This is a genomic window from Pseudomonas sp. WS 5412, from assembly GCF_012985615.1.
Lineage (GTDB): Bacteria > Pseudomonadota > Gammaproteobacteria > Pseudomonadales > Pseudomonadaceae > Aquipseudomonas > Aquipseudomonas shahriarae.
The window spans coordinates 53,948-76,208 of the sequence record NZ_JAARMB010000025.1 but is presented as its reverse complement, the minus strand read 5'-3'; the positions used below and the strand labels follow the sequence as shown (position 1 = coordinate 76,208).

Annotated in this window: 21 protein-coding genes and 1 riboswitch; of the genes, 16 read left to right on the top strand and 5 right to left on the bottom strand. The window is 62.6% G+C overall.

Annotated elements, in window-relative coordinates; all coding sequences use genetic code 11:
* The first annotated feature begins 171 nt into the window (after window positions 1–171).
* The 5 genes from cysM to HBR94_RS25090 all read left to right on the top strand — a co-directional run bounded on the left by cysM (window position 172) and on the right by HBR94_RS25090 (window position 6,361).
* A complete protein-coding gene (gene cysM, locus HBR94_RS25110; RefSeq protein WP_057438752.1) occupies window positions 172–1,074 on the top strand; it encodes a cysteine synthase CysM in 903 nt (300 codons plus the stop codon).
* Entirely contained in the window at window positions 1,074–2,426 is a 1,353-nt protein-coding gene (rlmD, locus tag HBR94_RS25105) for a 23S rRNA (uracil(1939)-C(5))-methyltransferase RlmD (protein ID WP_057438753.1), read from the top strand. The genes cysM and rlmD overlap by 1 nt, the downstream gene beginning before the upstream one ends.
* Window positions 2,427–2,546: 120 nt before the next feature.
* Window positions 2,547–4,790 (top strand): GTP diphosphokinase, encoded by a 2,244-nt coding sequence (gene relA, locus HBR94_RS25100; protein ID WP_038446847.1) that lies wholly within the window; start codon window positions 2,547–2,549, stop codon window positions 4,788–4,790.
* Between the two features lie 166 nt (window positions 4,791–4,956).
* Entirely contained in the window at window positions 4,957–5,790 is an 834-nt protein-coding gene (gene mazG, locus HBR94_RS25095) for a nucleoside triphosphate pyrophosphohydrolase (RefSeq protein ID WP_120732189.1), read from the top strand.
* Window positions 5,791–5,815: 25 nt separating this feature from the next.
* A complete protein-coding gene (locus tag HBR94_RS25090; protein ID WP_057958846.1) occupies window positions 5,816–6,361 on the top strand; it encodes a DUF2058 domain-containing protein in 546 nt (181 codons plus the stop codon).
* 94 nt (window positions 6,362–6,455) lie between these two features.
* On the opposite strand, the gene HBR94_RS25085 is transcribed toward HBR94_RS25090, so the two are convergent.
* The 4 genes from HBR94_RS25085 to purM all read right to left on the bottom strand — a co-directional run bounded on the left by HBR94_RS25085 (window position 6,456) and on the right by purM (window position 9,444).
* Window positions 6,456–6,644 (bottom strand): hypothetical protein, encoded by a 189-nt coding sequence (locus HBR94_RS25085; protein WP_057438755.1) that lies wholly within the window; start codon window positions 6,642–6,644, stop codon window positions 6,456–6,458.
* Between the two features lie 369 nt (window positions 6,645–7,013).
* Entirely contained in the window at window positions 7,014–7,727 is a 714-nt protein-coding gene (locus HBR94_RS25080) for a DUF3108 domain-containing protein (RefSeq protein WP_170045710.1), read from the bottom strand.
* A gap of 8 nt (window positions 7,728–7,735) precedes the next feature.
* A complete protein-coding gene (gene purN / locus HBR94_RS25075) occupies window positions 7,736–8,386 on the bottom strand; it encodes a phosphoribosylglycinamide formyltransferase (protein WP_057438756.1) in 651 nt (216 codons plus the stop codon).
* Window positions 8,386–9,444 carry a phosphoribosylformylglycinamidine cyclo-ligase gene (gene purM / locus HBR94_RS25070; protein WP_032857036.1) on the bottom strand — a complete coding sequence of 353 codons (1,059 nt, stop codon included), beginning with the start codon at window positions 9,442–9,444 and terminating at the stop codon, window positions 8,386–8,388. Before purM ends, purN begins: the two co-directional genes overlap by 1 nt.
* A 355-nt stretch (window positions 9,445–9,799) precedes the next feature.
* Between purM and HBR94_RS25065 the strand changes: the two genes are divergently transcribed.
* The 5 genes from HBR94_RS25065 to HBR94_RS25045 all read left to right on the top strand — a co-directional run bounded on the left by HBR94_RS25065 (window position 9,800) and on the right by HBR94_RS25045 (window position 14,422).
* Entirely contained in the window at window positions 9,800–10,858 is a 1,059-nt protein-coding gene (locus HBR94_RS25065; protein WP_170045709.1) for a DUF2066 domain-containing protein, read from the top strand.
* A 43-nt stretch (window positions 10,859–10,901) separates the two neighbouring features.
* Window positions 10,902–11,975 (top strand): AI-2E family transporter, encoded by a 1,074-nt coding sequence (locus HBR94_RS25060; RefSeq protein WP_115127636.1) that lies wholly within the window; start codon window positions 10,902–10,904, stop codon window positions 11,973–11,975.
* A 215-nt stretch (window positions 11,976–12,190) separates the two neighbouring features.
* Window positions 12,191–12,895, top strand: coding sequence for a DnaA regulatory inactivator Hda (gene hda / locus HBR94_RS25055; RefSeq protein ID WP_032857040.1), 705 nt, complete (start codon window positions 12,191–12,193; stop codon window positions 12,893–12,895).
* A 213-nt stretch (window positions 12,896–13,108) separates the two neighbouring features.
* Window positions 13,109–13,738, top strand: coding sequence for an NlpC/P60 family protein (locus HBR94_RS25050; protein WP_115127637.1), 630 nt, complete (start codon window positions 13,109–13,111; stop codon window positions 13,736–13,738).
* Window positions 13,739–13,882: 144 nt separating this feature from the next.
* Window positions 13,883–14,422, top strand: coding sequence for a C40 family peptidase (locus HBR94_RS25045; protein ID WP_057444557.1), 540 nt, complete (start codon window positions 13,883–13,885; stop codon window positions 14,420–14,422).
* A gap of 133 nt (window positions 14,423–14,555) precedes the next feature.
* Here the strand turns inward: HBR94_RS25045 and HBR94_RS25040 are convergent, their stop codons facing one another.
* Window positions 14,556–15,869 carry a sorbosone dehydrogenase family protein gene (locus HBR94_RS25040; protein WP_170045708.1) on the bottom strand — a complete coding sequence of 438 codons (1,314 nt, stop codon included), beginning with the start codon at window positions 15,867–15,869 and terminating at the stop codon, window positions 14,556–14,558.
* Between the two features lie 99 nt (window positions 15,870–15,968).
* Window positions 15,969–16,217: riboswitch (cobalamin riboswitch) on the top strand.
* Window positions 16,218–16,296: 79 nt separating this feature from the next.
* Between HBR94_RS25040 and cobO the strand changes: the two genes are divergently transcribed.
* From cobO to HBR94_RS25010, 6 genes are read left to right on the top strand one after another with little or no spacing between them, the layout of a single operon-like run.
* Window positions 16,297–16,908 (top strand): cob(I)yrinic acid a,c-diamide adenosyltransferase, encoded by a 612-nt coding sequence (cobO, locus tag HBR94_RS25035; RefSeq protein WP_057438761.1) that lies wholly within the window; start codon window positions 16,297–16,299, stop codon window positions 16,906–16,908.
* A complete protein-coding gene (locus HBR94_RS25030) occupies window positions 16,905–18,269 on the top strand; it encodes a cobyrinate a,c-diamide synthase (protein WP_170045707.1) in 1,365 nt (454 codons plus the stop codon). The genes cobO and HBR94_RS25030 overlap by 4 nt, the downstream gene beginning before the upstream one ends.
* Window positions 18,266–18,916, top strand: coding sequence for a 5,6-dimethylbenzimidazole synthase (gene bluB, locus HBR94_RS25025; protein ID WP_170045706.1), 651 nt, complete (start codon window positions 18,266–18,268; stop codon window positions 18,914–18,916). The genes HBR94_RS25030 and bluB overlap by 4 nt, the downstream gene beginning before the upstream one ends.
* Window positions 18,913–19,821: an adenosylcobinamide-phosphate synthase CbiB gene (cbiB, locus tag HBR94_RS25020; RefSeq protein ID WP_057438764.1), complete on the top strand. Its 909-nt coding sequence runs from the start codon at window positions 18,913–18,915 to the stop codon at window positions 19,819–19,821. The genes bluB and cbiB overlap by 4 nt, the downstream gene beginning before the upstream one ends.
* A complete protein-coding gene (gene cobD / locus HBR94_RS25015; protein ID WP_115127641.1) occupies window positions 19,814–20,803 on the top strand; it encodes a threonine-phosphate decarboxylase CobD in 990 nt (329 codons plus the stop codon). Before cbiB ends, cobD begins: the two co-directional genes overlap by 8 nt.
* A complete protein-coding gene (locus HBR94_RS25010) occupies window positions 20,800–22,251 on the top strand; it encodes a cobyric acid synthase (RefSeq protein ID WP_170045705.1) in 1,452 nt (483 codons plus the stop codon). The genes cobD and HBR94_RS25010 overlap by 4 nt, the downstream gene beginning before the upstream one ends.
* The last annotated feature ends 10 nt before the right edge of the window (window positions 22,252–22,261 follow it).

Here is a 22,261-nt window from a genome sequence, read left to right as displayed (position 1 = left end):
CCGCTTCGCGCCCCGACGGGAGCAAGCTCCCTCGCCACGTCTCTCGCCACAGACAGGTACTGGCCTGTGGCTTTAGCTCATTGAGTTATAAGCACCATACTTTGCGTGATATGGCCCGCCAGCGTTTGCCGGTATGATAGGCGCCCCCGCAGTCTGGATTGCGAATACGCCATGACCCTGCAATACCCAACCATCGCCGATTGCGTCGGCAACACACCTTTGGTCCGCTTGCAGCGCATGGCGGGTAACACCAGCAATACCTTGCTGCTCAAGCTCGAGGGGAATAACCCGGCGGGCTCGGTCAAGGACCGTCCGGCGCTGTCGATGATCGCCCGTGCCGAGCAGCGCGGGCAGATCAAGCCCGGCGACACCCTGATCGAAGCCACCTCCGGTAATACCGGGATTGCCCTGGCCATGGCCGCAGCGATCAAGGGCTACAAAATGATCCTGATCATGCCCGACAACGGCAGCGCCGAGCGCAAGGCCGCGATGACCGCCTATGGCGCCGAGCTGGTCCTGGTGACCCAGGAAGAGGGCATGGAAGGCGCGCGTGATCTCGCCGAGCGCATGGCCGCCGAAGGCCGTGGCCAGGTGTTGGACCAGTTCGCCAACGGTGACAACCCCGAGGCGCACTACACCAGCACCGGCCCGGAGATCTGGCGCCAGACCCAGGGCACCATCACCCATTTCGTCAGCTCCATGGGCACCACCGGCACCATCATGGGTAACTCGCGCTACCTCAAGGAGCAGAACCCGGCGATCCAGATCGTTGGCCTGCAACCGATGGAAGGCGCGGCGATCCCGGGGATCCGCCGTTGGCCCGAAGAGTACCTGCCCAAGATCTACAACGCTGCCCGCGTCGATCGCATCATCGACATGGCCCAGCGTGAAGCCGAAGACACCACCCGTCGCCTGGCCCGTGAAGAAGGCATCTTCTGCGGCGTGTCCTCCGGCGGTGCGGTGGCGGGGATGTTGCGTTTGTCTGCAGAACTGGAAAACGCGGTGATCGTCGCGATCATCTGTGACCGAGGCGACCGCTACCTGTCGACCGGCATTTTCGACGCGCCCAACTGATGGCCAAGCAAGAGCGAGGCCTGCGCTTCCAGCCCACGGGTGGCAGCCGGGCGCCCCAAGTACCGGTCGGCAAAAAGCAGCGCCTGACCATTGAGCGCCTGGCCAATGATGGCCGGGGGATCGTGTTTTTCGAAGGCCGCACCTGGTTTGTGGTGGGTGCCCTGGCCGGCGAGGAAGTCGAGGCGCGGGTGCTGGGCGCCCATGGCAAAGTGGTCGAGGCCCGCACCGAGCGGGTGTTCAAGGCCAGTGAACTGCGGCGCCCGGCGCCGTGCGTCCATGCCGGTCGTTGCGGCGGTTGCAGCCTGCAACATTTGCCCCATGGCGAACAGCTTGCCCTGAAACAGCGCATGCTCGCCGAGCAATTGTCCCGTGTCGCCGGGGTCGAGCCCCAGGAGTGGGCCGCGCCGTTGAGCGGGCCCGAGTTCGGCTATCGCCGCCGCGCCCGTGTCGCGGTGCGCTGGGACGCCAAGGCCAAGCGCCTGGACGTGGGTTTTCGCGCCGTGGCCAGCCAGGACATCGTGGCCATCGACGATTGCCCGGTGCTGGTACAGGCCTTGCAACCGATCATGCAGCGTCTGCCCAATATGTTGCGGCGCCTGAGCAAACCTCAGGCCCTGGGGCATGTCGAGTTGTTCAGCGGCTCGTCGATTGCCGTGTTGCTGCGGCATATGGCGCCGCTGTCCGACGCTGACCTGCTGGTGCTGCAGGAATTTTGCGCGTTCCATGATGCCCAGTTGTGGCTGCATGGAGAGGGCGAGCCGCAGCCGTTCGCGGCCGGGCAGGCCCTGGGCTATCGTCTGGAGCAGTGGGACCTGGAGCTGGCGTACCGGCCGGGGGATTTTGTCCAGGTCAACGCCGGGGTCAACGAAGCGATGGTGGCCCAGGCGCTGGACTGGCTGGCACCGCGCTCCGACGAACGGGTGCTGGACCTGTTTTGTGGCCTGGGCAACTTTGCCTTGCCCCTGGCCCGCCAGGTGCGTGAAGTGGTGGCGGTAGAGGGCGTGCAGGCCATGGTGGACCGCGCGGCCCTCAACGCAGGCAGCAATAATTTGCATAATGTGCAGTTTTTTCAGGCCGATTTGTCCCAGCCTTTGAGTGACGCGCAATGGGCCAAAGCAGGCTTTTGTGCGGTACTCTTGGACCCACCCCGTGATGGTGCCCTGGAGGTTGTGCGCAAGCTCGCCACTCTGGGGGCTGATCGCCTGGTGTATGTGTCCTGCAATCCAGCCACGCTGGCGCGGGACACTGTCGAGTTGGTCAAGCAAGGCTACCGGCTAAAACGTGCCGGGATCCTCGATATGTTTCCGCAAACCGCGCATGTCGAGGCGATGGCGTTATTTGAAGCGAGCTAGGATGCTCGCTTAGTCCGACTGGCCTGCGTTCTCCTGGGCCTGTGACCTGCCAGGGAGTTCGCGTTACAAGGGTCAGCGATTTTGACGCGCTACAGGCGCGTCGTAGGGAAGGTAAGCAAGATGGTACAGGTGAGAGCACACCAGCCGATCAACACCGACGGCAGTATCAATCTCGAGGCATGGCTGGATCATGCCGTCAGTGTCGATCCGGCACTGGACCGTGAAGCCTTGAAAGCCGCCTGCGAGTTCGCTCGCGAGGCCGAACAGCAAGACAATGCGGCCAAGAATCTGTGGGCCGAAGGAACCTCCAGTTTCCGTACCGGGCTTGAAATCGCCGAGATCCTCGCCGACCTCAAGCTGGATCAGGACTCGCTGATCGCCGCGGTGCTCTATCGCGGCGTACGCGAAGGGCATATTGCGTTGCCCTTGGTCAGCCAGCGTTTCGGCGCGGTGGTGGCCAAGCTGATCGACGGCGTGCTGCGCATGGCTGCGATCAGCGCCAGCCTCAGCCCGCGCCAGTCGATGGTGCTGGGCACCCAGGGGCAGGTGGAAAACCTGCGCAAGATGCTGGTGGCGATGGTCGACGACGTACGCGTGGCGCTGATCAAGCTGGCCGAACGTACCTGCGCGATCCGTGCGGTGAAAACCGCCGATGACGAAAAGCGCAACCGTGTCGCCCGCGAGGTCTTCGATATCTACGCGCCCCTGGCCCACCGCCTGGGGATCGGCCATATCAAGTGGGAGCTGGAGGACCTGTCCTTCCGCTACCTCGAACCCGATCAATACAAACAGATCGCCACCCTGCTGCATGAGCGGCGGCTGGACCGTGAGCGCTTTATCAGCGATGTGATGGGCCAGTTGCGCTCGGAGTTGCAGGCGACCGGCGTCGAAGCCGATATCAGCGGGCGCGCCAAACACATCTATTCGATCTGGCGCAAAATGCAGCGCAAGGGCCTGGCCTTCAGCCAGATCTACGACGTGCGCGCCGTACGCGTGCTGGTGCCGGAGATGCGCGATTGCTACACCGCGCTGGGCATCGTCCACACCCTGTGGCGGCATATTCCCAAGGAATTCGACGACTACATCGCCAACCCCAAGGAAAACGGCTACCGCTCGCTGCACACGGCGGTGATCGGCCCCGAGGGCAAGGTGCTGGAAGTGCAGATCCGCACCCACGCCATGCACGAAGAAGCCGAGCTGGGGGTTTGCGCGCACTGGCGCTACAAGGGTACCGACGTCAAGGCGGGCTCCAACCAGTACGAAGAGAAAATCTCCTGGCTGCGCCAAGTGCTGGAGTGGCACGAAGAACTCGGCGATATCGGCGGCCTGGCCGAACAGTTGCGGGTGGATATCGAGCCAGACCGGGTCTATATCTTCACCCCCGACGGCCACGCCATCGACCTGCCCAAGGGCGCGACACCGCTGGACTTCGCCTACCGGGTGCACACCGAGATCGGCCACAACTGCCGTGGCGCCAAGATCAACGGGCGTATCGTGCCGCTCAACTACAGCCTGCAGACTGGTGAACAGGTCGAGATCATCACCAGCAAGCACGGCACCCCGAGCCGCGACTGGCTGAACCCGAACCTGGGCTACATCACCACGTCGCGGGCGCGGGCGAAGATTGTCCACTGGTTCAAGCTGCAGGCGCGGGACCAGAACGTCGCCGCCGGCAAGACCCTGCTCGAGCGCGAGCTGGGGCGCCTGGGCCTGCCCCAGGTGGATTTCGACAAGTTGGCCGAAAAAGCCAACATGAAGATTGCCGAAGACATGTTCGCCGCCCTCGGCGCCGGCGACCTGCGCCTGGCGCAACTGGTCAACCTGGCCCAGCAGTTGGTGGAGCCGGAGCGCGGCAGCGAACAACTGGAGCTGATTCCCCGCAAGGCCACCGGCTACAAGCCGGGCAAGCGCGGCGATATCCAGATCCAGGGCGTGGGCAACCTGATGACCCAGATGGCCGGCTGCTGCCAGCCGTTGCCGGGCGACGCGATCGTCGGCTACATCACCCAGGGCCGTGGGGTGAGCATTCACCGCCAGGATTGTGCCTCGGTGTTGCAACTGGGCGGGCGCGAGCCGGAGCGGATCATCCAGGTCAGCTGGGGCCCGGTGCCGGTGCTCACCTACCCGGTGGACATCATCATCCGCGCCTACGACCGTTCGGGGTTGCTGCGTGACGTCTCGCAAGTGCTGCTCAACGAGCGGATCAACGTACTGGCGGTCAACACCCGCTCGAACAAGGAGGACAACACCGCGTTGATGTCCCTGACCATCGAGATTCCGGGTCTGGACGCGTTGGGGCGGCTGCTGGGGCGTATCTCCCAACTGCCGAACATCATCGAGACCCGGCGTAACCGCACGCCATGAATCACTGGATGAGCGCGGTTTAAAATGTGGGAGCGGGCTTGTGTGGGAGCTGGCTTGCCTGCGATACAGGCGCCTCGGTCTACCCGATACCGAGGTGCCTGCATCGCGGGCAAGCCCGGCGCCCACATTTGCTCGGTGGTTTTCCCACTTGATCGGATAGAGAACGATGTATTCACTTGAAGACCTGCTACACCTGATGAACCGTCTGCGCGACCCGCAATACGGTTGCCCGTGGGACATCAGGCAAACCTACGCCAGTATCGTGCCTCACACCCTGGAAGAAGCCTACGAAGTCGCCGACGCCATCGAGCGTGGGGATTTTGAGCATCTGCAAGGCGAGCTGGGCGACCTGTTGTTCCAGGTGGTGTATTACAGCCAACTGGCCCGGGAAGAAGGGCGCTTCGAGTTCGCCGGCGTGGTCGACAGCATCACCCGCAAGCTGATTCGCCGGCATCCCCATGTGTTCCCCACCGGCGACCTGTATGCGCCGCTGGATATCCCTCAGTTAAGCGAAGAGCAGGTCAAGGCGCGCTGGGAGCAAATCAAGGCCGAGGAGCGCGCAGAAAAATCCGACGCTCCACAGCAACTGTCCCTGCTCGATGATGTACCCCACGCCTTGCCGTCTCTGTCCCGCGCCGCCAAATTGCAAAAGCGCGCGAGCCAGGTCGGCTTCGACTGGCCAGCGGCGCTGCCGGTGGTGGATAACGTGCGTGAAGAGCTCGATGAAGTGCTCGAAGCCATGGCCGACAACGACCCGGCAGCGATTGCCGATGAAGTCGGTGACCTGCTGTTTGCAGCGGTCAACCTGGCCCGGCACCTCAAGGTGGACCCGGAAACCGCCCTGCGCGGTGCCAATGCCAAATTCGAAAGGCGATTCCGATTTATCGAACAGGCATTGCGCGACACCCACCGTCCCATGGAAGATTGCACCCTCGAAGAGTTGGACGCCCTATGGGGCGAAGCCAAACGCCAGGAAAAGAATGTGTCCAACTGCGGTTGAGCAGTTGCCTAAGTGAGTAAGCACCATGAGCATTTCCCTTCGCGACCAGTTGCTCAAAGCAGGCCTGGTCAATCAGAAGCAGGCCAAGCAGGTCGGCAAAGACAAGCAGAAGCAGCAGCGCCTGGTTCACAAAGGCCAGGCCCAGGCCGATGACACCCAGCAGCGCCTGGCCCTGGAAGCGCAGGCCGAGAAGGTCAAGCGCGACCAGGAGCTCAACCGCCAGCAGCAGGAAAAGGTCGAGGCCAAGGCCCGTGCCGCGCAGGTCAAGCAATTGATCGAGACCTCGCGCCTGCCCAAGTTGACCACCGAGGACTACTACAACTTCGTGGACGACAAGAAGGTCAAGCGCCTGTCGGTCAACACCTTGATGCGCAACAAGCTGAGCAACGGCTCGTTGGCGATTGTCCATCACGGTGGCGGTTACGAAGTGATTCCACGGGAGGCCGCGCTGAAAATCCAGGAGCGCGCACCTGAGCGTATTGTCCAGATGAACATCCTCACCGAGACCCAGGTGCCGGATGAGGATGATCCGTACGCCGCCTATCAGATCCCTGACGACCTGATGTGGTAAGGCGTTAAAAACAACAAACCCCGCTCAAAAGGCGGGGTTTGTGTTTATAGGCACTGCGGCTGCGTGGGCCGGGTGGCTATGGGATTTCAGCGCTTCAGGCGCTTGATGCCTGGCGTCTCATTTCGAGGGTTTCGAGCTCGTTTTTATAGTTATGGGCGTCGCACTCGTTGTGAAACATACCGACCAGCAGGTCTTGTTGATGCACATCCCAGATATGAATCCCGTGGGCCAGGGCCTCGTGGGACATATGGGCATCGTCGCGTTCCGTTACTTTTACTGTCATCTGCTTGCTCCAGTCTCTGGTTGATCTGCGGCAAGGCGTCGCAGGCCTTTGTTATATATTTTGTTAGCTTGCTAAGTAAACTGACTTTGCACGCAACAATTCATTGCAGCAAACGCAACAATGCTCCAGGCCACGTAAACCGCGACATTGCGTCGCAGGGCCTGGGGTTTTATGACAAAAGCTTCATGTTCGAGTCAGGCTTTGGCCGGGTGCCAGGCCTTCCACCGCTATCCCAGGCGAGCCAGCTCCCACCTTGGAATGCACCACCTGTGGGAGCTGGCTTGCCTGCGATAACGCCAGTCGCCTCACTCCAAACGCCAGGCGAAAAAAAGCCCCGCATTTAGCGAGGCTCTTTTAAACACTCAACGATCAGCTGCCTTTCACAGCCTTGCCGTTGACCGTGCCGTCCAACAGCATGATGTTGTATTCCTTGCCGTCGGTTTCGACTTGTTGCAGGCGAACCAGCAGGTAATCCCAATCCATGGCAAACCACATCACAGTAATGCGCTTGCTTTGCGTCGGGTCGCGCACGCGCTCAACCTTGATGGCGTCGATCTTGCCGGCCTTGGTCTCGACTTTCTCGGCACCCAGCACGCGGAAGTCATAGGTGTCGACTTCGCCGTCATCCACCACTTGGTAGCTCATGGTTTTCTTGCCGGCGGCCACGTCATGCTGCAGGGCCAACTGGTAAGTGGATTTGTCGACCATGCCACGGTTCAGTGGGATCTTCACCGCATCACCGCGATCGGTGCCGGTGACCATCTTGGCGGTCCAATCGAAGTCCAGGTCGGCTTTCTTGGCTTTACCCAACCCACCCCGTTCAAAGTGGTAGGACTGTGGCAGCAAAGTATCCTTGTCCAGGGTCAAGGTGCTGGTTTCGGTCAGGCTGGCGATCATCATCGAGGCCTTGAAGCTGAGCTTCCAGGTACCGTCGGCGTTTTTTTCCAGGCTGCGCTCCGCAGTGCCGCTCATGGGCAACTGCTTCCAGTCGGCGGTATAGCTGGCGGAGAAAGGCTGAAGGTCTGCCGCATGCACGGCAGGCAGTGCAAACAGAGCAAAAGCGAAGAGCAGGGCGCGACGCATAAAATCTCCTAGGTACGAATCAAGTGGCCGCTGGCCGCAAGTAACTGGCCATCCAACAATGCACCCTGTTCACCGAGAACCAAGCGGCCTTCGGCAAACCAGCGAACCGCCAGCGGGTAAATCCTGTGTTCCTGGGTGTGAACCCGTTGCGCAAGGCTCTGCGCTGAGTCCGCAGACTCTACCGGAACTACTGCCTGTACGACCAGAGGCCCGCCATCGAGTTCCTCGGTGACAAAGTGCACGCTGCAGCCGTGCTCCGTATCGCCGGCCTCAAGGGCCCGTTGGTGAGTGTGTAACCCTTTGTATTTAGGCAGCAGGGAAGGGTGGATATTCAGCAGGCGCCCCTGGTAATGGCGCACGAAATCAGCGCTGAGAATGCGCATGAAACCGGCGAGGACCACGAGCTTGGGGTTGAAGGCGTCGATCAGTTCGATCAAGGCTGCATCGAAGGCCTCGCGACCGTCGAACGCCTTGTGATCCAGGGCGCGGGTGTCGATACCCGCGTCCTGGGCGCGTTGCAGGCCGTAGGCGTCGCTGCGGTTGGAAATCACCGCAGCGATGCGCACCGGGCTGTCGCCGGCGCGCGTGCTGTCGATCAGGGCCTGCAAGTTACTGCCGGTGCCGGAGAGCAGCACCACGACATCACAGGTTGCTGGCATCAGTGAGCCTTGAGGTTCTTCAGTTCAACCTGGGCAGCACCTTCGGCAGCCGTGGCGATCTGGCCGATCACCCATGGCTGCTCGCCGGCTTCACGCAGAACGTTCAGCGCGGTTTCCACGTGCTCTTGAGCCACGCAGATGACCATGCCCACGCCGCAGTTCAGCACGCGGTGCATTTCGGTCTCGTTGACGTTGCCTTTCTCTTGCAGCCAGTCGAAGACCGCCGGGCGCTGCCAGCTGGCCACGTCGACGATGGCCTGGGCGCCTTTTGGCAGTACGCGCGGGATGTTGTCCAGCAGGCCGCCACCGGTGATGTGGGCCATGGCCTTGACCGCGCCGGTGTCCTTGATCAGCTTGAGCAATGGCTTGACGTAGATGCGGGTCGGGGCCATCAGCAGGTCGGTCAGAGGCTTGCCGTCGAGCTGGGTGTTCTCGATGTCGGCGCCGGACACTTCGATGATCTTGCGGATCAACGAGTAGCCGTTGGAGTGCGGGCCGGACGATGGCAGGGCCAGCAGGGCGTCACCGGCCGCCACCTTGGAGCCGTCGATGATCTCGGCTTTTTCCACGACACCGACGCAGAAGCCGGCCAGGTCGTAGTCTTCGCCTTCGTACATGCCTGGCATTTCAGCGGTTTCGCCGCCGACCAGGGAGCAACCCGACAGTTCGCAGCCAGCGCCGATACCGGTGACCACTTGTGCAGCGGTCTCCACGTTGAGCTTGCCGGTGGCGTAGTAGTCGAGGAAGAACAACGGCTCGGCGCCGCATACCACCAGGTCGTTGACGCACATGGCCACCAGGTCGATGCCGATGGTGTCGTGCTTGTTCAGGTTCAGGGCCAGGCGCAGCTTGGTGCCCACGCCGTCGGTGCCGGAGACCAGCACTGGCTGCTTGTAGCCGGCCGGGATCTCGCAGAGGGCGCCGAAACCGCCCAGGCCGCCCATGACTTCGGGGCGCGCAGTGCGCTTGGCGACGCTCTTGATGCGTTCGACCAATGCTTCACCGGCGTCGATGTCTACACCGGCGTCCTTGTAGCTCAGGGAGGGTTGCTTGCTCATGATCCAGGCCTTTAGGGGGGATTCAGGGGTAACGACCGATGCGGTGGGCACAGAAGCTGAACACTTCAGGACGCCCAGCCGTTGACGGTCTGCGAAGGCGCGCGATTTTATCAGGCTTGAGGGGCAGCGGCCATCCTCGGGCCGACGGGCAGGGGCATATGGTGCTAAAAAAACCTTAATAGGCGCCGCGATCGCCTGTATTAAGGTATAGCCTTTAACCCGCTATCGTTATGACAGTACGAAAACTTACCGGGGCCTTGTGAATGTTTTGCCGGTCGCTGTGGTCACAGCCTTGCTTAACCTTCTTCACGCGGCCTGTTCCAGCCGCTTTTTTGTCGTTCGGGAATCTTTTTTCATGGGTCTGAGTAGATACTTTTTTGTTGGCTGTTTGTCGTTGGTCAGCCTGGCCAGTCATGCCGAAACCGTTAATGGTCTTTATCAAGTGCTGGAGCCGGTCAGCAGCCAGGCGCCGGAGGAGCGCGAACAAGCTACCCAGCGCGCCCTGCAGACCCTGGTAGTCCGCCTCACCGGCGACGCCAAGGCCGCCCAGGGCCCTGGCCTGGCGGCGATCCGCAAGGATCCGCAACAGATCATCAGCCAGTACGGTTACGACGCCGGTCCGCCGGAAAGCCTGCAAGTGGATTTCGATCCGGTCAGCACCGACCGCGCCCTGCGCGATGCCGGCCTGGCGTTGTGGGGCAACAATCGGCCGTCGATCCTCGGCTGGTGGCTGAGCGATTCCACTGAGGGCAGCAGCCTGGTCGGTGATGGCCAGTCGGCTGCCGAGCCGCTGCGCCGTGCGGCTCAGCATCGCGGCCTGCCTTTGCGCCTGCCGCTGGGCGATCTCGATGAGCAGATCGTCGCCACCGCACCCACTCTTGAAAGTGCCGATCCGGCCCCTCTGCGTGCGGCCTCCGAACGTTATGGCGCCGACGCCTTGCTGGCGGTGCATGCCCGTGAAGACGCGGGCCAATGGCAAGCCAAGTGGCGCCTGTGGCTGGGTGACAAAGCCGAGCAGGGCACGGTGCAGGGCGCCGATCCCGCGGCGTTGGCCGATGCCGTGCTGCTGGCAGTCAGCGAGCGCCTGGCGCCCCGTTTTGCGGTAAAGGCCGGGGTGTCCAGCGAGCAGTTGCTGCAAGTGCAGGGCATGACTCTGGAGCGCTACGCCGCCCTCGGTCATCTGCTGGAGCCGTTTGGTGCGCAGTTGCAGCGGGTGGAGGGTGACCGGATCGTCTATCGGGTCAACGGCAGCAGTGAGCAGTTGCGCAGCCAATTGAGCCTGGCCAGGTTGCAGGAAGTGCCGGCTGGTGAGGCGCTCGCGCCACAACCTGTGCCGTCGCCCGTGGCCGAAGGCGCGCAGCCGGTGGCGGTGCCGCAAGCCGAGCCTGAGCCGCAACTGCGTTTCCGTTGGTAAATGTTCTTCCTTATATAGAAGCAAATAACAGATGGAGTGGTTTATGGCGGATACGCGTCGTTGGGTGTGGCTTGGCGGGATTGTCCTGCTGTGCGTCTTGGTGTTTTTGCTGCATTCGATCCTGACGCCGTTCCTGGTCGCGTTGCTGCTGGCCTATCTGTTCGATCCGGTGGTGGATCGCCTGGAAAAGGCCGGGCTGTCGCGCACCTGGGGCGTGGTGGCGGTGTTTGCGCTGTTTACCCTGATCGTCATGGCGCTGTTGCTGGTGCTGGTGCCGATGCTGGCCAAGCAACTGTTACGCCTGTACGAACTGGCGCCGCAAATGCTCGATTGGCTGCAGCACACGGCCATGCCCTGGGTGCAGTCCAAACTCGGCCTGGCCGATGGCTTCTGGAAGTTCGACAAGGTCAAGGCCGCGATCAGCGAGCATATGGGCCAGACCACCGATATCGTCGGGGTGATCCTCAGTCAGGCCACGGCCTCCAGCCTGGCATTGATTGGCTGGCTGACCAACCTGGTATTGATCCCGGTGGTGGCGTTCTACCTGCTGCGTGACTGGGACATCATGATGGCCAAGATCCGCAGCCTGCTGCCCCGTGATCGCGAGGAGCGCATCGTGTCCCTGGCCGGGGAGTGCCATGAGGTGCTGGGCGCCTTTGTCCGTGGGCAATTGCTGGTGATGGTGGCGCTGGGGATTATCTACGCTGGCGGGCTAATGGCGATCGGCCTGGAACTGGGCCTGTTGATCGGCATGATTGCCGGCCTCGCGGCGATTGTGCCGTACATGGGCTTTGTCATCGGGATTGGTGCGGCGCTGGTGGCTGGCCTCTTCCAGTTTGGCGGCGACTTGTACCCGATGCTGGGGATTGTCGCGGTGTTCATGGTCGGCCAGGCTCTGGAAGGCATGGTGCTGACGCCGCTGCTGGTGGGCGACCGCATCGGCCTGCATCCGGTGGCGGTGATCTTTGCGATCCTGGCGGGCGGCGAGTTGTTCGGCTTTACCGGCATCCTCCTGGCGCTGCCGGTAGCGGCGGTGATCATGGTGCTGGTGCGCCATGTGCACGATGTGTACAAGGATTCGGACGTCTATACGGGCGCCGATGACCCTCAGTTGTAAGACTGATCACAAACCCGGCTCAAGGCCGGGTTTGTTGTCTGCGGGGCTTGGCATTTAGCCATCGCGCCAAACAATCTCCAAAAAATCCAATCAGTTAACGCAAACCTTTGATTTTGCTTGTGGTCTGTTGCATTGTGCGCCCGGCGTCACGGGTATAAACTTTGCAAACTTTTCACAGAGGCCACTAACGGTTCGATTGGAGCCGTTCAGTCAGCATGAAACCGATTCAGCTGCCCCTAGGTGTGCGTCTGCGTGACGACGCTACCTTCATCAATTACTACCCAGGCGCCAATGCCGCTGCACTCGGCTATGTCGAGCGGCTCTGCGAAGCCGACGCCGGGTGGACGGAAAGCCTGATCTACCTCTGGGGCAAGGACGGCGTGGGGCGTACCCACCTGTTGCAGGCCGCCTGCCTGCGCTTTGAGCAGATGGGGGAGCCGGCGGTGTATTTGCCGTTGGCCGAACTGCTGGACCGTGGCATCGGCATCCTCGATAACCTCGAGCAATACGAACTGGTGTGCCTGGATGACCTACAAGCTGTTGCCGGCCGGGCGGACTGGGAAGAAGCGCTGTTCCATCTGTTCAACCGCCTGCGCGACAGCGGCCGGCGTCTGTTGATTGCCGCCTCTACCTCGCCACGGGAATTGCCGGTCAAGCTGGCAGACCTCAAGTCGCGGCTGACCCTGGCGCTGATCTTCCAGATGCGCCCACTGTCCGACGAAGACAAGCTGCGTGCCCTGCAACTGCGCGCTTCGCGTCGTGGCCTGCACCTGACCGATGAAGTCGGGCATTTCATCCTCACCCGTGGCACCCGCAGCATGAGCGCGCTGTTCGACTTGCTCGAACAACTCGACCAGGCCTCCTTGCAGGCCCAGCGCAAGCTCACCATTCCCTTCCTCAAAGAAACCCTCGGCTGGTAGCCAGCCCTTTAAAACCGGGGTTCTTGGCAAATTACAGGCGTCAGAAAACCTGCGTTTGGGCCGCTCTGGCCACGCAAAAGGGTCTAAATGGGGTTTAAGGGCTTAGATGACATAGGTCAAACAAGAAGTCACATAGATCACGATTGAATTTGCAAATCGATGTCATAGAAGGCATAGTCTCGGCTTCTTTACATATCAGCCACGGTCGTGCCCATGCTAAATCGCTTCGCACCCCTCGTGCCTCTCGCACTCGTTACCCTGTTGTTTGGTTGCGCCACCCACCCCCAGCAGGTGGTCGAGCAGCAAAAGCCACAACAACAGCATCAAGCCAAATTCGTCGCAGCACAGTCTTCTTCTGTTTATGAAGAAGAGGTGGCGACCGAAAAAGAACTGGCCCAGTTTGCCGGCAGCAAGCCTTATCAGCTGCCACTGCTGGCCGACAGTATCCTCGAACGCGGCATGTCCCTGATCGGTACCCGTTACCGTTTCGGTGGTACCTCTGAAGCCGGTTTCGACTGCAGTGGCTTTATCGGCTACCTGTTTCGTGAAGAAGCCGGCATGAACCTGCCGCGCTCCACCCGCGAAATGATCAACGTGGATGCACCGTTGGTCGCACGAAACAACCTCAAGCCCGGCGATCTGCTTTTCTTCAGTACCAACGGCCGTGGTCGCGTCAGCCACGCCGGTATCTACCTGGGCGATGACCAGTTCATCCACTCCAGCAGCCGCCGTAGCGGTGGGGTGCGGGTCGATAAGCTGGGTGACAGCTACTGGAGCAAAACCTTCATCGAAGCCAAGCGCGCTTTGGCGATGGCCCCGACTACCGTTACCGCTCGCAAGTAAAGTTAAAGTGATACTTGAAGTTTGACGCGTAAGCGCTAGAATCCTGAGATATTGTTGCGAACCAGACCGCGCAAGCTTGCTTGCGCGGTCTAGTTTTCAGCGTTCGGCAGCGAAAGCCGCATCCAGATCAGGATTGTTCTGCCCATGTCGACCTCGGCCCGCCTAATTCTTGTTGTTTGCGCCGCACTGCTCAGTGCCTGCGCCAGCCGTCCTCCACCTGCGCCTGTGGCCGTCAAGCCCAAGCCGGTATTCAACTATTCCACCCAGAACTTTTCGCCAGTGGCCGAAGATGTGCTGTTTCGCGCCCTGGGCCTGGTGGGCACGCCTTACCGCTGGGGCGGCAACACCCCGGATTCGGGGTTTGATTGCAGTGGTTTGATTGGTTTTGTCTACCGCGACGCCGCGGGCATCTCGCTGCCGCGCACCACTCGCGAGCTGATTGTGATGCGGGCCCAGGACGTGCGCGAAGACGCGCTGCAGACCGGCGACCTGCTGTTCTTCGCCACGGGCGGCGGCTCGCAGGTCAGCCATGCCGGCATCTACGTGGGTGAAGGGCGTTTCGTGCATGCGCCGCAAACCGGCGGTACGGTGAAGCTTGATACCTTGTCCAAGGCCTACTGGCAGAATGCCTATTTGAGCGCCAAGCGTGTGTTGCCGGCGGGGCAATTGGCGCGTAATCCCTAAGCCAAATATAAAACCCAATGTGGGAGCGGGCTTGCCCGCGATGGCGGTGTGTCAGTGGATAGATTCCTGACTGATCCACAACCATCGTGGGCAAGCCCGCTCCCACAGTTGTTTTGGGGTGTTTACAAATCATTTATTTGGCTGAAGATACCCGCCACACCTTATTCCCCACATCGTCCGCCACCAGCAACCCGCCTTGCTGGTCGATCACCACGCCCACTGGCCGGCCCATGGCTTTCTCATCACTGTTGAGAAAACCGGTCAGCACATCCACCGGCGCGCCGTTGGGCTTGCCCTCCGCAAATGGCACAAAGATCACCTTGTACCCACTGTGCGGCTTGCGATTCCACGAACCGTGCTGGCCGATAAAAGCGCCATGGGCAAATTGCGCCGGTAGGGTGTTACCCTCGGCAAAGGTCAGGCCCAGCGACGCGGTATGGGGGCCGACGGCATAGTCTGGCGCAATGGCCTTGGCCACCAGGTCCGGGTCCTGCGGTGTGACCCGCACGTCCACATGCTGGCCGTAATAGCTGAACGGCCAGCCATAAAAGCCGCCATCCTTGACCGAGGTGATGTAGTCCGGCACTAGGTCGCTGCCGATTTCATCGCGCTCGTTGACTGCCGTCCACAGCTTGCCGCTTTGCGGCTCCCAGGCCATGCCATTGGGGTTGCGCAGCCCGGAGGCAAAAATCCGCTGCTTGCCGCTGGCCCGGTCGACTTCCCAGATCGCCGCACGCCCCTGTTCGGCTTCCAGGCCGTTTTCACCGACGTTGCTGTTGGAACCCACGCTCACATACAACGTGCTGCCGTCCTTGCTGGCCACCACGTTTTTCGTCCAGTGGTGGTTGAGCGGGCCGCCCGGCAGGTCGATGACCTTGGTGCCCTGGGCCTTGATCGCGGTTTCTCCCGGTTGATAGGGGAAGCGCAGCAGCTTGTCCGAGTCGGCCACATACAGGTCGTTGCCCACCAGGGTCATGCCAAACGGCGAGTTGAGGTTTTCCAGGAACACCGTGCGGGTTTCTGCCACGCCATCATGGTTGGCATCGCGTAGCAGGGTGATACGGTTCGGGCTGGGTACGCCGGCACCGGCACGGCCCATGACCTTTTCCATGACCCAGCCGCGAATGCCCTTGGAATCATCCGGCTTGGGCGGCGCATTGGTCTCGGCCACCAGCACGTCGCCATTGGGCAATACATACAGCCAGCGCGGGTGATCCAGGCCTTCGGCAAAGGCGCCAACCTGGGTGCCGGCGGCGGCCTTGGGCTTGGCCCCGGCGGGCCAGCCAATCGCCGGGGCGATGTTGACGGTGGGGATCAGGGTTTTATTCGGTTCCGGCAGCTTGGGCGACGGCCCGGTGCCATCGGATACCTGCAAGGTTGAGCTTTCGCCACAGGCAGCGAGTGCGCCTGCGGCCATGATCAGTAGGGCGAGTCGGGTCTTGTGCATGTTTTTCTCCTCAATGCCTGTAGTCATAGAGGTATGGCGCGCGGCGATGGTTCAAGTACGTGGCCGGCTTTAATTGACGCTGTACCCCCAACCCACTAACCTTCGCCGCTTGTTTCAGGTGCTCTGTGGCGTACGCGCCGACCGAGTGAAACAGGGAAGCCGGTGAGTGTGCGCACTTTTCTACAGTGTGGCCACGATCCCGGCGCTGCCCCCGCAACGGTAAATGAGTCAAGACGCTGCTTTTGCCACTGTATCGCCTGCGATATGGGAAGGCGCATCGTCGGCTTGCCCTGGTCAATCGGGCGCCACTCATGAGCCCGGAGACCGGCCTGATTCATCCAACAGCATCACGGTGGGCGATGCTTGGCTTCATTTAAGTTGTCTTTTCCTGCCCGCCGTTTTTGTCCAGCCCCAACGGAGAGCTGCCATGACTGATACCCCTGATCGTGACGAACGCCACCTGGCGCGCATGCTGCGCAAAAAAGCGGTGATTGACGAGCGCATTGCCAATTCACCGAATGAATGCGGTTTGCTGCTGGTGTTGACTGGCAACGGCAAAGGCAAGAGCAGTTCGGCGTTTGGCATGCTCGCCCGGGCCATGGGGCACGGTATGCAATGCGGTGTGGTGCAGTTCATCAAGGGCCGTAACAGCACCGGTGAAGAGCTGTTCTTCCGCCGCTTCCCCGAGCAGGTGCGCTTCCATGTGATGGGCGAGGGCTTTACCTGGGAGACCCAGGACCGCCAGCGCGATATCGCCGCCGCCGAAGCGGCCTGGAAGGTCTCCCGGGAAATGTTGCAGGATCCATCCATCGGCCTGGTGGTGCTGGATGAGCTGAACATCGCGCTCAAGCACGGCTATCTGGACCTGGACCAAGTGTTGAGCGACCTGCAAGCCCGGCCACCGATGCAGCACGTGCTGGTCACCGGCCGCGGGGCCAAACCGGAACTGATTGAAATGGCCGATACCGTCACCGAAATGGGCATGCTCAAGCACGCGTTCCAGGCGGGTATCAAGGCACAGAAAGGCATCGAACTTTGAACCAGCCGCGCCATTGCCCAGCAGTGCTGATCGCCGCGCCGGCGTCAGGCCAGGGCAAGACCACTGTCACCGCCGCGCTGGCCCGTTTGCATCGCAACCTGGGGCGCAAGGTCCGGGTGTTCAAGTGCGGCCCGGACTTTCTCGACCCGATGATCCATGAGCGCGCCAGTGGTGCGCCGGTCTATCAATTGGACATGTGGATGGTCGGCGAGCAGGAAAGTCGTCGCCTGTTGTGGGAAGCCGCGGGGGAGGCGGACCTGATCCTGATCGAGGGCGTGATGGGCCTGTTCGACGGCACACCGTCCAGCGCCGACCTGGCGCGCCACTTTGGCGTGCCGGTGCTGGCAGTGATCGACGGCACCGCCATGGCCCAAACCTTTGGCGCCCTGGCGCTGGGGTTGGCGCGTTACCAGGTGGACCTGCCGTTCGCCGGGGTCCTGGCCAACCGCGTCGGCACCGTGCGCCATGCGCAGTTGCTGGAAGGCAGCCTGACCGAAGGCCTGCGCTGGTACGGCGCGCTGTCCCGGGAAACCGGGATCGAGCTGCCCAGCCGCCACCTGGGCCTGGTGCAGGCCAGCGAGTTGAATGACCTCGACCTGCGCCTGGATGCCGCCGCCGCCGCCCTGGCCAGCAGTTGCGAGGTAGCGCTGCCACCGCCGGTGGAATTCGCTGCGCCCGAGGTGATCGAGGCCCAGCCGTTGCTGGCCGGGGTGCGGATTGCCGTGGCCCGTGACGAAGCCTTTGCCTTCACCTATGGCGCCAGCCTCGACTTACTGCGGGCGATGGGCGCGCAGTTGCACTTCTTCTCGCCGATCCATGACCGCGTGCTGCCCGACGCCGACAGCCTCTATCTGCCCGGTGGCTACCCGGAGTTGCATCATCAGGCGCTGTCGCAAAACACCGCGATGCTGCAGGCGATCCGCGCCCACCACAGCGCCGGCAAACCATTGCTGGCCGAATGCGGCGGCATGCTCTACCTGCTCGACTCCCTGACCGATGTCGAGGGCACGCGTGCCGAACTGCTGGGGCTGCTGCAAGGCGATGCGGTCATGCAGAAACGCCTGGCGGCCCTGGCCCTGCAAACGGTCGAATTGCCGGAAGGCGAATTGCGCGGCCACACCTACCATCATTCCCTGACCAGCACGCCGTGGCAGCCGATTGCCCGTGGCCTGAGCCCCAATGGCGGGCGCGGCGCCGAGGCGGTGTATCGCCAGGGGCGGATGACGGCCTCTTATGTGCACTTTTATTTCCCGTCGAACCCGGTTGCAGTGGCCGCGCTGTTTGCGCCGGATCGGGACGCCGCCATCGCAGGCGATTGCATTGCAACGGTAGGCGCGGGCTTGCCCGCGATAGGGTCATGACCGACAACGCCTTCCCCCAGGCCGAGCGCGACGCCATCTACCGCGCCATTGCCGAACGCCGCGACATGCGCCACTTCAGTGGCGGCACCGTCGCCCCCGAGTTGTTGCACCGCCTGCTGCACGCCGCGCACCAGGCGCCCAGCGTCGGCCTGATGCAGCCCTGGCGCTTTATCCGCATCAGCGACCGCAACCTGCGCGGGCAGATCCAGCAGTTGGTGGAAGCCGAGCGTATCCGCACCGCGCAAGCCCTGGGCGAGCGCTCGGACGACTTTATGAGGCTCAAGGTCGAAGGCATCCACGACTGTGCCGAGGTGCTGGTGGCGGCGTTGATGGATGACCGTGAGCGGCATGTTTTCGGGCGTCGGACCTTGCCGGAAATGGACCTGGCCTCGCTGTCCTGTGCGATCCAGAATCTATGGCTGGCGTCCCGCGCCGAAGGCCTGGGCATGGGCTGGGTGTCACTGTTCGAACCCCGGGACCTGGCCGACCTGCTGGGCCTGCCACCCGGTGCCAAGCCCCTGGCCGTGCTGTGCCTGGGCCCGGTGACGGAGTTCTATCCGGCACCGATGTTGCAACTCGAAGGCTGGACCGAACCGCGTCCGTTGAGTGACATGCTGTATGAGAATTATTGGGGAGTGAGTCAATGAGTGTGGCCTTGCTGAGTGTCGCTGCAGTGGCGCTGGATGCGCTGCTGGGCGAGCCCAGGCGCTGGCATCCGCTGGTGGCGTTCGGCAATTTTGCCGGGCGTATCGAGCAACGTTTCAACTCCGCGGGGCGTGGCTGGCGCAGCCATGGCGTGAGCGCGTGGTTTATCACGGTGATACCGCTGACCTTGCTGGCCACGGCCTTGTCCTGGGCGCCTTACTTCGGCTGGGTGATCGAGATCCTCGCGTTGTACCTGGCCCTGGGCATGCGCAGCCTGGGTGAGCACGTGTTGCCGGTGGCCCAGGCCCTGCGCAGCGGCGACCTGGACGAAGCACGCACGCGCGTGAGTTACCTGGTCAGCCGCCAGACCAGTGAGCTGGACAGCACCGAAGTGGCCCGCGCAGCCACCGAGTCGGTGCTGGAAAACGGCAGCGACGCGGTGTTTGCCGCGCTGTTCTGGTTTGTCGTGGCCGGCGTGCCCGGCGTGGTGCTGTACCGCCTGAGCAATACACTGGATGCCATGTGGGGCTATCGCAATGAACGTTTTGAACGTTTTGGCTGGGCGGCGGCGAAGATTGACGACCTGCTGAATTACATTCCTGCGCGGCTGGTCGCGTTGACCTACGCCGTGCTCGGCAAGACGCGCCTGGCGCTCACATGCTGGCGCCGCCAGGGGCCGACCTGGGACAGCCCGAATGCCGGGCCGGTGATGGCTGCGGGCGCTGGCGCCCTGGGCGTCGAGTTGGGCGGGGCAGCGATTTATCACGGTGAGTTGCACCAGCGTCCGATCCTCGGCGAAGGGCCGCCGGCCGATGCCGATTCCATCGAGCGTGGCTGGCAGTTGGTGCAGCGCGGCGTGTGGCTGTGGGTGTTGATCCTGTGTGCGGGGGCGCATTTCTATGCTTGAACACGGTGGACGGCTGCGCAAGGCGGCGCTGCAGTACGGCATTGCCCAGGAAGACTGGCTGGACCTGTCCAGTGGCCTCGCGCCCTGGCCCTGGCCCATCCCGCCTATCTCGCTGCGGGCCTGGGCCCGCTTGCCAGAGACCGATGATGGCCTTGAACAAGCAGCCTGTGATTACTACGGCGCGGCCCAGGTATTACCGGTGCCGGGCTCCCAGGCGGCCATCCAGTTGCTGCCGCGCCTGCGCCGGGCGGGCAAGGTCGGCGTGTTGTCGCCGTGCTATGCCGAGCATGCCGAAGCCTGGCGCCGCGCCGGTTACATCGTGCGCGAGGTGCTGGAGCAGGAAGTCGACTTCTTCCTCGACAGCCTCGACGTGTTGGTGGTGGTCAATCCCAACAACCCCACCGGCCTGAGCCTCACGCCCCAGCGCCTGCTGGATTGGCATGCGCGCCTGGCCGAGCGCGGTGGCTGGCTGGTGGTGGATGAGGCCTTTATGGACAACACCCCGCACTTGAGCCTGGCGAGCCAGGCCAATCAAGTCGGGCTGATTGTGTTGCGCTCGTTCGGCAAGTTTTTCGGCCTGGCCGGGGTGCGCCTGGGTTTTGTGCTGGCCGAACGCAAACTGCTCAAGCTGCTGGCCGAACAGGTCGGGCCTTGGGCAGTGAGCGGGCCGACCCGGGAGTTGGGCCAGGTCTGCCTGCGCGACAGCGCCGGCCATACTTACCAGCGCCAGCGCTGCGAAGACGCCAGCCAGCGCCTGTTCCGCCTGCTGGAGCAGTATGGCCTGCGCCCGCAAGGTGGCTGCGCGCTGTTCCAGTGGCTGATCAGCGATCACGCCGAGCAGTTGCATGAATTCATGGCCCAGCGCGGCATCCTGCTGCGCCTGTTTGTCCACGACAGCAGCCTGCGTTTTGGCCTGCCCGGGACTGATGCCGATTGGCTGCGCCTTGAACAGGCCCTGACTGCCTGGAAGCAAACCTCATGACCACCCTGATGGTGCAAGGCACCACCTCCGACGCGGGCAAAAGCACCCTGGTGACCGCACTGTGCCGTTGGGTCGTGCGCCAGGGCGTGCCGGTGGCGCCCTTCAAGCCGCAGAACATGGCGCTCAACAGCGCGGTGACGGCAGAAGGTGGCGAGATCGGCCGCGCCCAGGCTGTGCAGGCCCAGGCTGCCAACCTGGCGCCGCACACCGATATGAACCCGGTGCTGCTCAAGCCCAATAGCGACACCGGCTCCCAGGTCATCATCCATGGCCGCGCCGTGACCAGCATGAATGCCGTGGCCTATCACGACTACAAGGCCATCGCCATGCAGGCGGTGCTGGCCTCCCACGCGCGTTTGAGTGCGGCCTACCCGGTGGTGATGGTCGAAGGCGCAGGCTCGCCGGCCGAGATCAACCTGCGGGCCAATGACATTGCCAATATGGGCTTCGCCGAAGCGGTGGATTGCCCGGTGTTGCTGATTGCCGATATCAATCGCGGCGGGGTATTCGCCCATCTGGTGGGCACCCTGGAGCTGTTGTCGCCGTCGGAACAGGCGCGGGTCAAGGGCTTTATCATCAACCGCTTTCGCGGCGATATCGCCCTGCTGCAACCGGGCCTCGATTGGCTTGAGGCGCGCACCGGCAAGCCGGTGGTGGGGGTGCTGCCGTATGTGATGGACCTGCACCTGGAAGCCGAGGATGGCATCGACCAGCGCCAGATCGACAAGGCGGCGCAGGTGCTCAAGGTGGTGGTGCCAGTGCTGCCACGCATCAGCAACCACACCGACTTTGACCCGCTGCGCCTGCATCCCCAGGTGGATTTGCAGTTTGTCGGCCCGGGCCAGGCAATCCCCGCCGCCGACCTGATCATCCTGCCCGGCTCGAAAAGCGTGCGCAGCGACCTGGCCTACCTGCGCGCCAATGGCTGGGACACGGCCATTGCCCGGCACTTGCGTTACGGCGGCAAGGTGCTGGGCATCTGCGGTGGCCTGCAGATGCTGGGCGAGCAGGTCCACGACCCACTGGGCCTGGAAGGGCCTGAGGGCTCCAGTGATGGCCTGGGCCTCCTGGCGTTCAGCACCACCCTGGAAGCCGAGAAACAATTGCGCAATGTGCGCGGCCGCCTGGTGCTGGAAGAGGCGCCGGTCAGCGGGTATGAGATCCATGCAGGCGTGACCCGAGGTGCCGCCCTGGCGCAGCCAGCGGTGCGTCTGGATGACGGCCGCAGTGACGGTGCCTGCAGCGATGACGGGCAAATCCTCGGCACGTATCTGCATGGCCTGTTCGAAACCCCGGCGGCCTGCAGCGCCGTGTTGCGCTGGGCCGGTTTGCAGGACGTGCAGGAAGTGGATTACCACGGCTTGCGCGAGCGCGATATCGAGCGCTTGGCGGACCTGGTGGAGCAGCATCTGGATACCCGATTGCTGCGCCAGTTATGTGGGATTTGAGGGCTTGACC

Excerpts from the sequence above, each read along its gene's own strand:
- HBR94_RS25060 (WP_115127636.1), top strand. The coding sequence starts at position 10,902 with ATGGCGGATACGCGTCGTTGGGTGTGGCTTGGCGGGATTGTCCTGCTG.
- mazG (WP_120732189.1), top strand. The coding sequence starts at position 4,957 with ATGTATTCACTTGAAGACCTGCTACACCTGATGAACCGTCTGCGCGAC.
- cobD (WP_115127641.1), top strand. The coding sequence starts at position 19,814 with ATGCTTGAACACGGTGGACGGCTGCGCAAGGCGGCGCTGCAGTACGGC.
- HBR94_RS25010 (WP_170045705.1), top strand. The coding sequence starts at position 20,800 with ATGACCACCCTGATGGTGCAAGGCACCACCTCCGACGCGGGCAAAAGC.
- hda (WP_032857040.1), top strand. The coding sequence starts at position 12,191 with ATGAAACCGATTCAGCTGCCCCTAGGTGTGCGTCTGCGTGACGACGCT.
- HBR94_RS25065 (WP_170045709.1), top strand. The coding sequence starts at position 9,800 with ATGGGTCTGAGTAGATACTTTTTTGTTGGCTGTTTGTCGTTGGTCAGC.
- HBR94_RS25080 (WP_170045710.1), bottom strand. The coding sequence starts at position 7,727 with ATGCGTCGCGCCCTGCTCTTCGCTTTTGCTCTGTTTGCACTGCCTGCC.
- HBR94_RS25085 (WP_057438755.1), bottom strand. The coding sequence starts at position 6,644 with ATGACAGTAAAAGTAACGGAACGCGACGATGCCCATATGTCCCACGAG.
- HBR94_RS25050 (WP_115127637.1), top strand. The coding sequence starts at position 13,109 with ATGCTAAATCGCTTCGCACCCCTCGTGCCTCTCGCACTCGTTACCCTG.
- purM (WP_032857036.1), bottom strand. The coding sequence starts at position 9,444 with ATGAGCAAGCAACCCTCCCTGAGCTACAAGGACGCCGGTGTAGACATC.
- rlmD (WP_057438753.1), top strand. The coding sequence starts at position 1,074 with ATGGCCAAGCAAGAGCGAGGCCTGCGCTTCCAGCCCACGGGTGGCAGC.
- HBR94_RS25045 (WP_057444557.1), top strand. The coding sequence starts at position 13,883 with ATGTCGACCTCGGCCCGCCTAATTCTTGTTGTTTGCGCCGCACTGCTC.
- cysM (WP_057438752.1), top strand. The coding sequence starts at position 172 with ATGACCCTGCAATACCCAACCATCGCCGATTGCGTCGGCAACACACCT.
- relA (WP_038446847.1), top strand. The coding sequence starts at position 2,547 with ATGGTACAGGTGAGAGCACACCAGCCGATCAACACCGACGGCAGTATC.
- HBR94_RS25090 (WP_057958846.1), top strand. The coding sequence starts at position 5,816 with ATGAGCATTTCCCTTCGCGACCAGTTGCTCAAAGCAGGCCTGGTCAAT.
- bluB (WP_170045706.1), top strand. The coding sequence starts at position 18,266 with ATGACCGACAACGCCTTCCCCCAGGCCGAGCGCGACGCCATCTACCGC.
- HBR94_RS25040 (WP_170045708.1), bottom strand. The coding sequence starts at position 15,869 with ATGCACAAGACCCGACTCGCCCTACTGATCATGGCCGCAGGCGCACTC.
- cbiB (WP_057438764.1), top strand. The coding sequence starts at position 18,913 with ATGAGTGTGGCCTTGCTGAGTGTCGCTGCAGTGGCGCTGGATGCGCTG.
- cobO (WP_057438761.1), top strand. The coding sequence starts at position 16,297 with ATGACTGATACCCCTGATCGTGACGAACGCCACCTGGCGCGCATGCTG.
- purN (WP_057438756.1), bottom strand. The coding sequence starts at position 8,386 with ATGCCAGCAACCTGTGATGTCGTGGTGCTGCTCTCCGGCACCGGCAGT.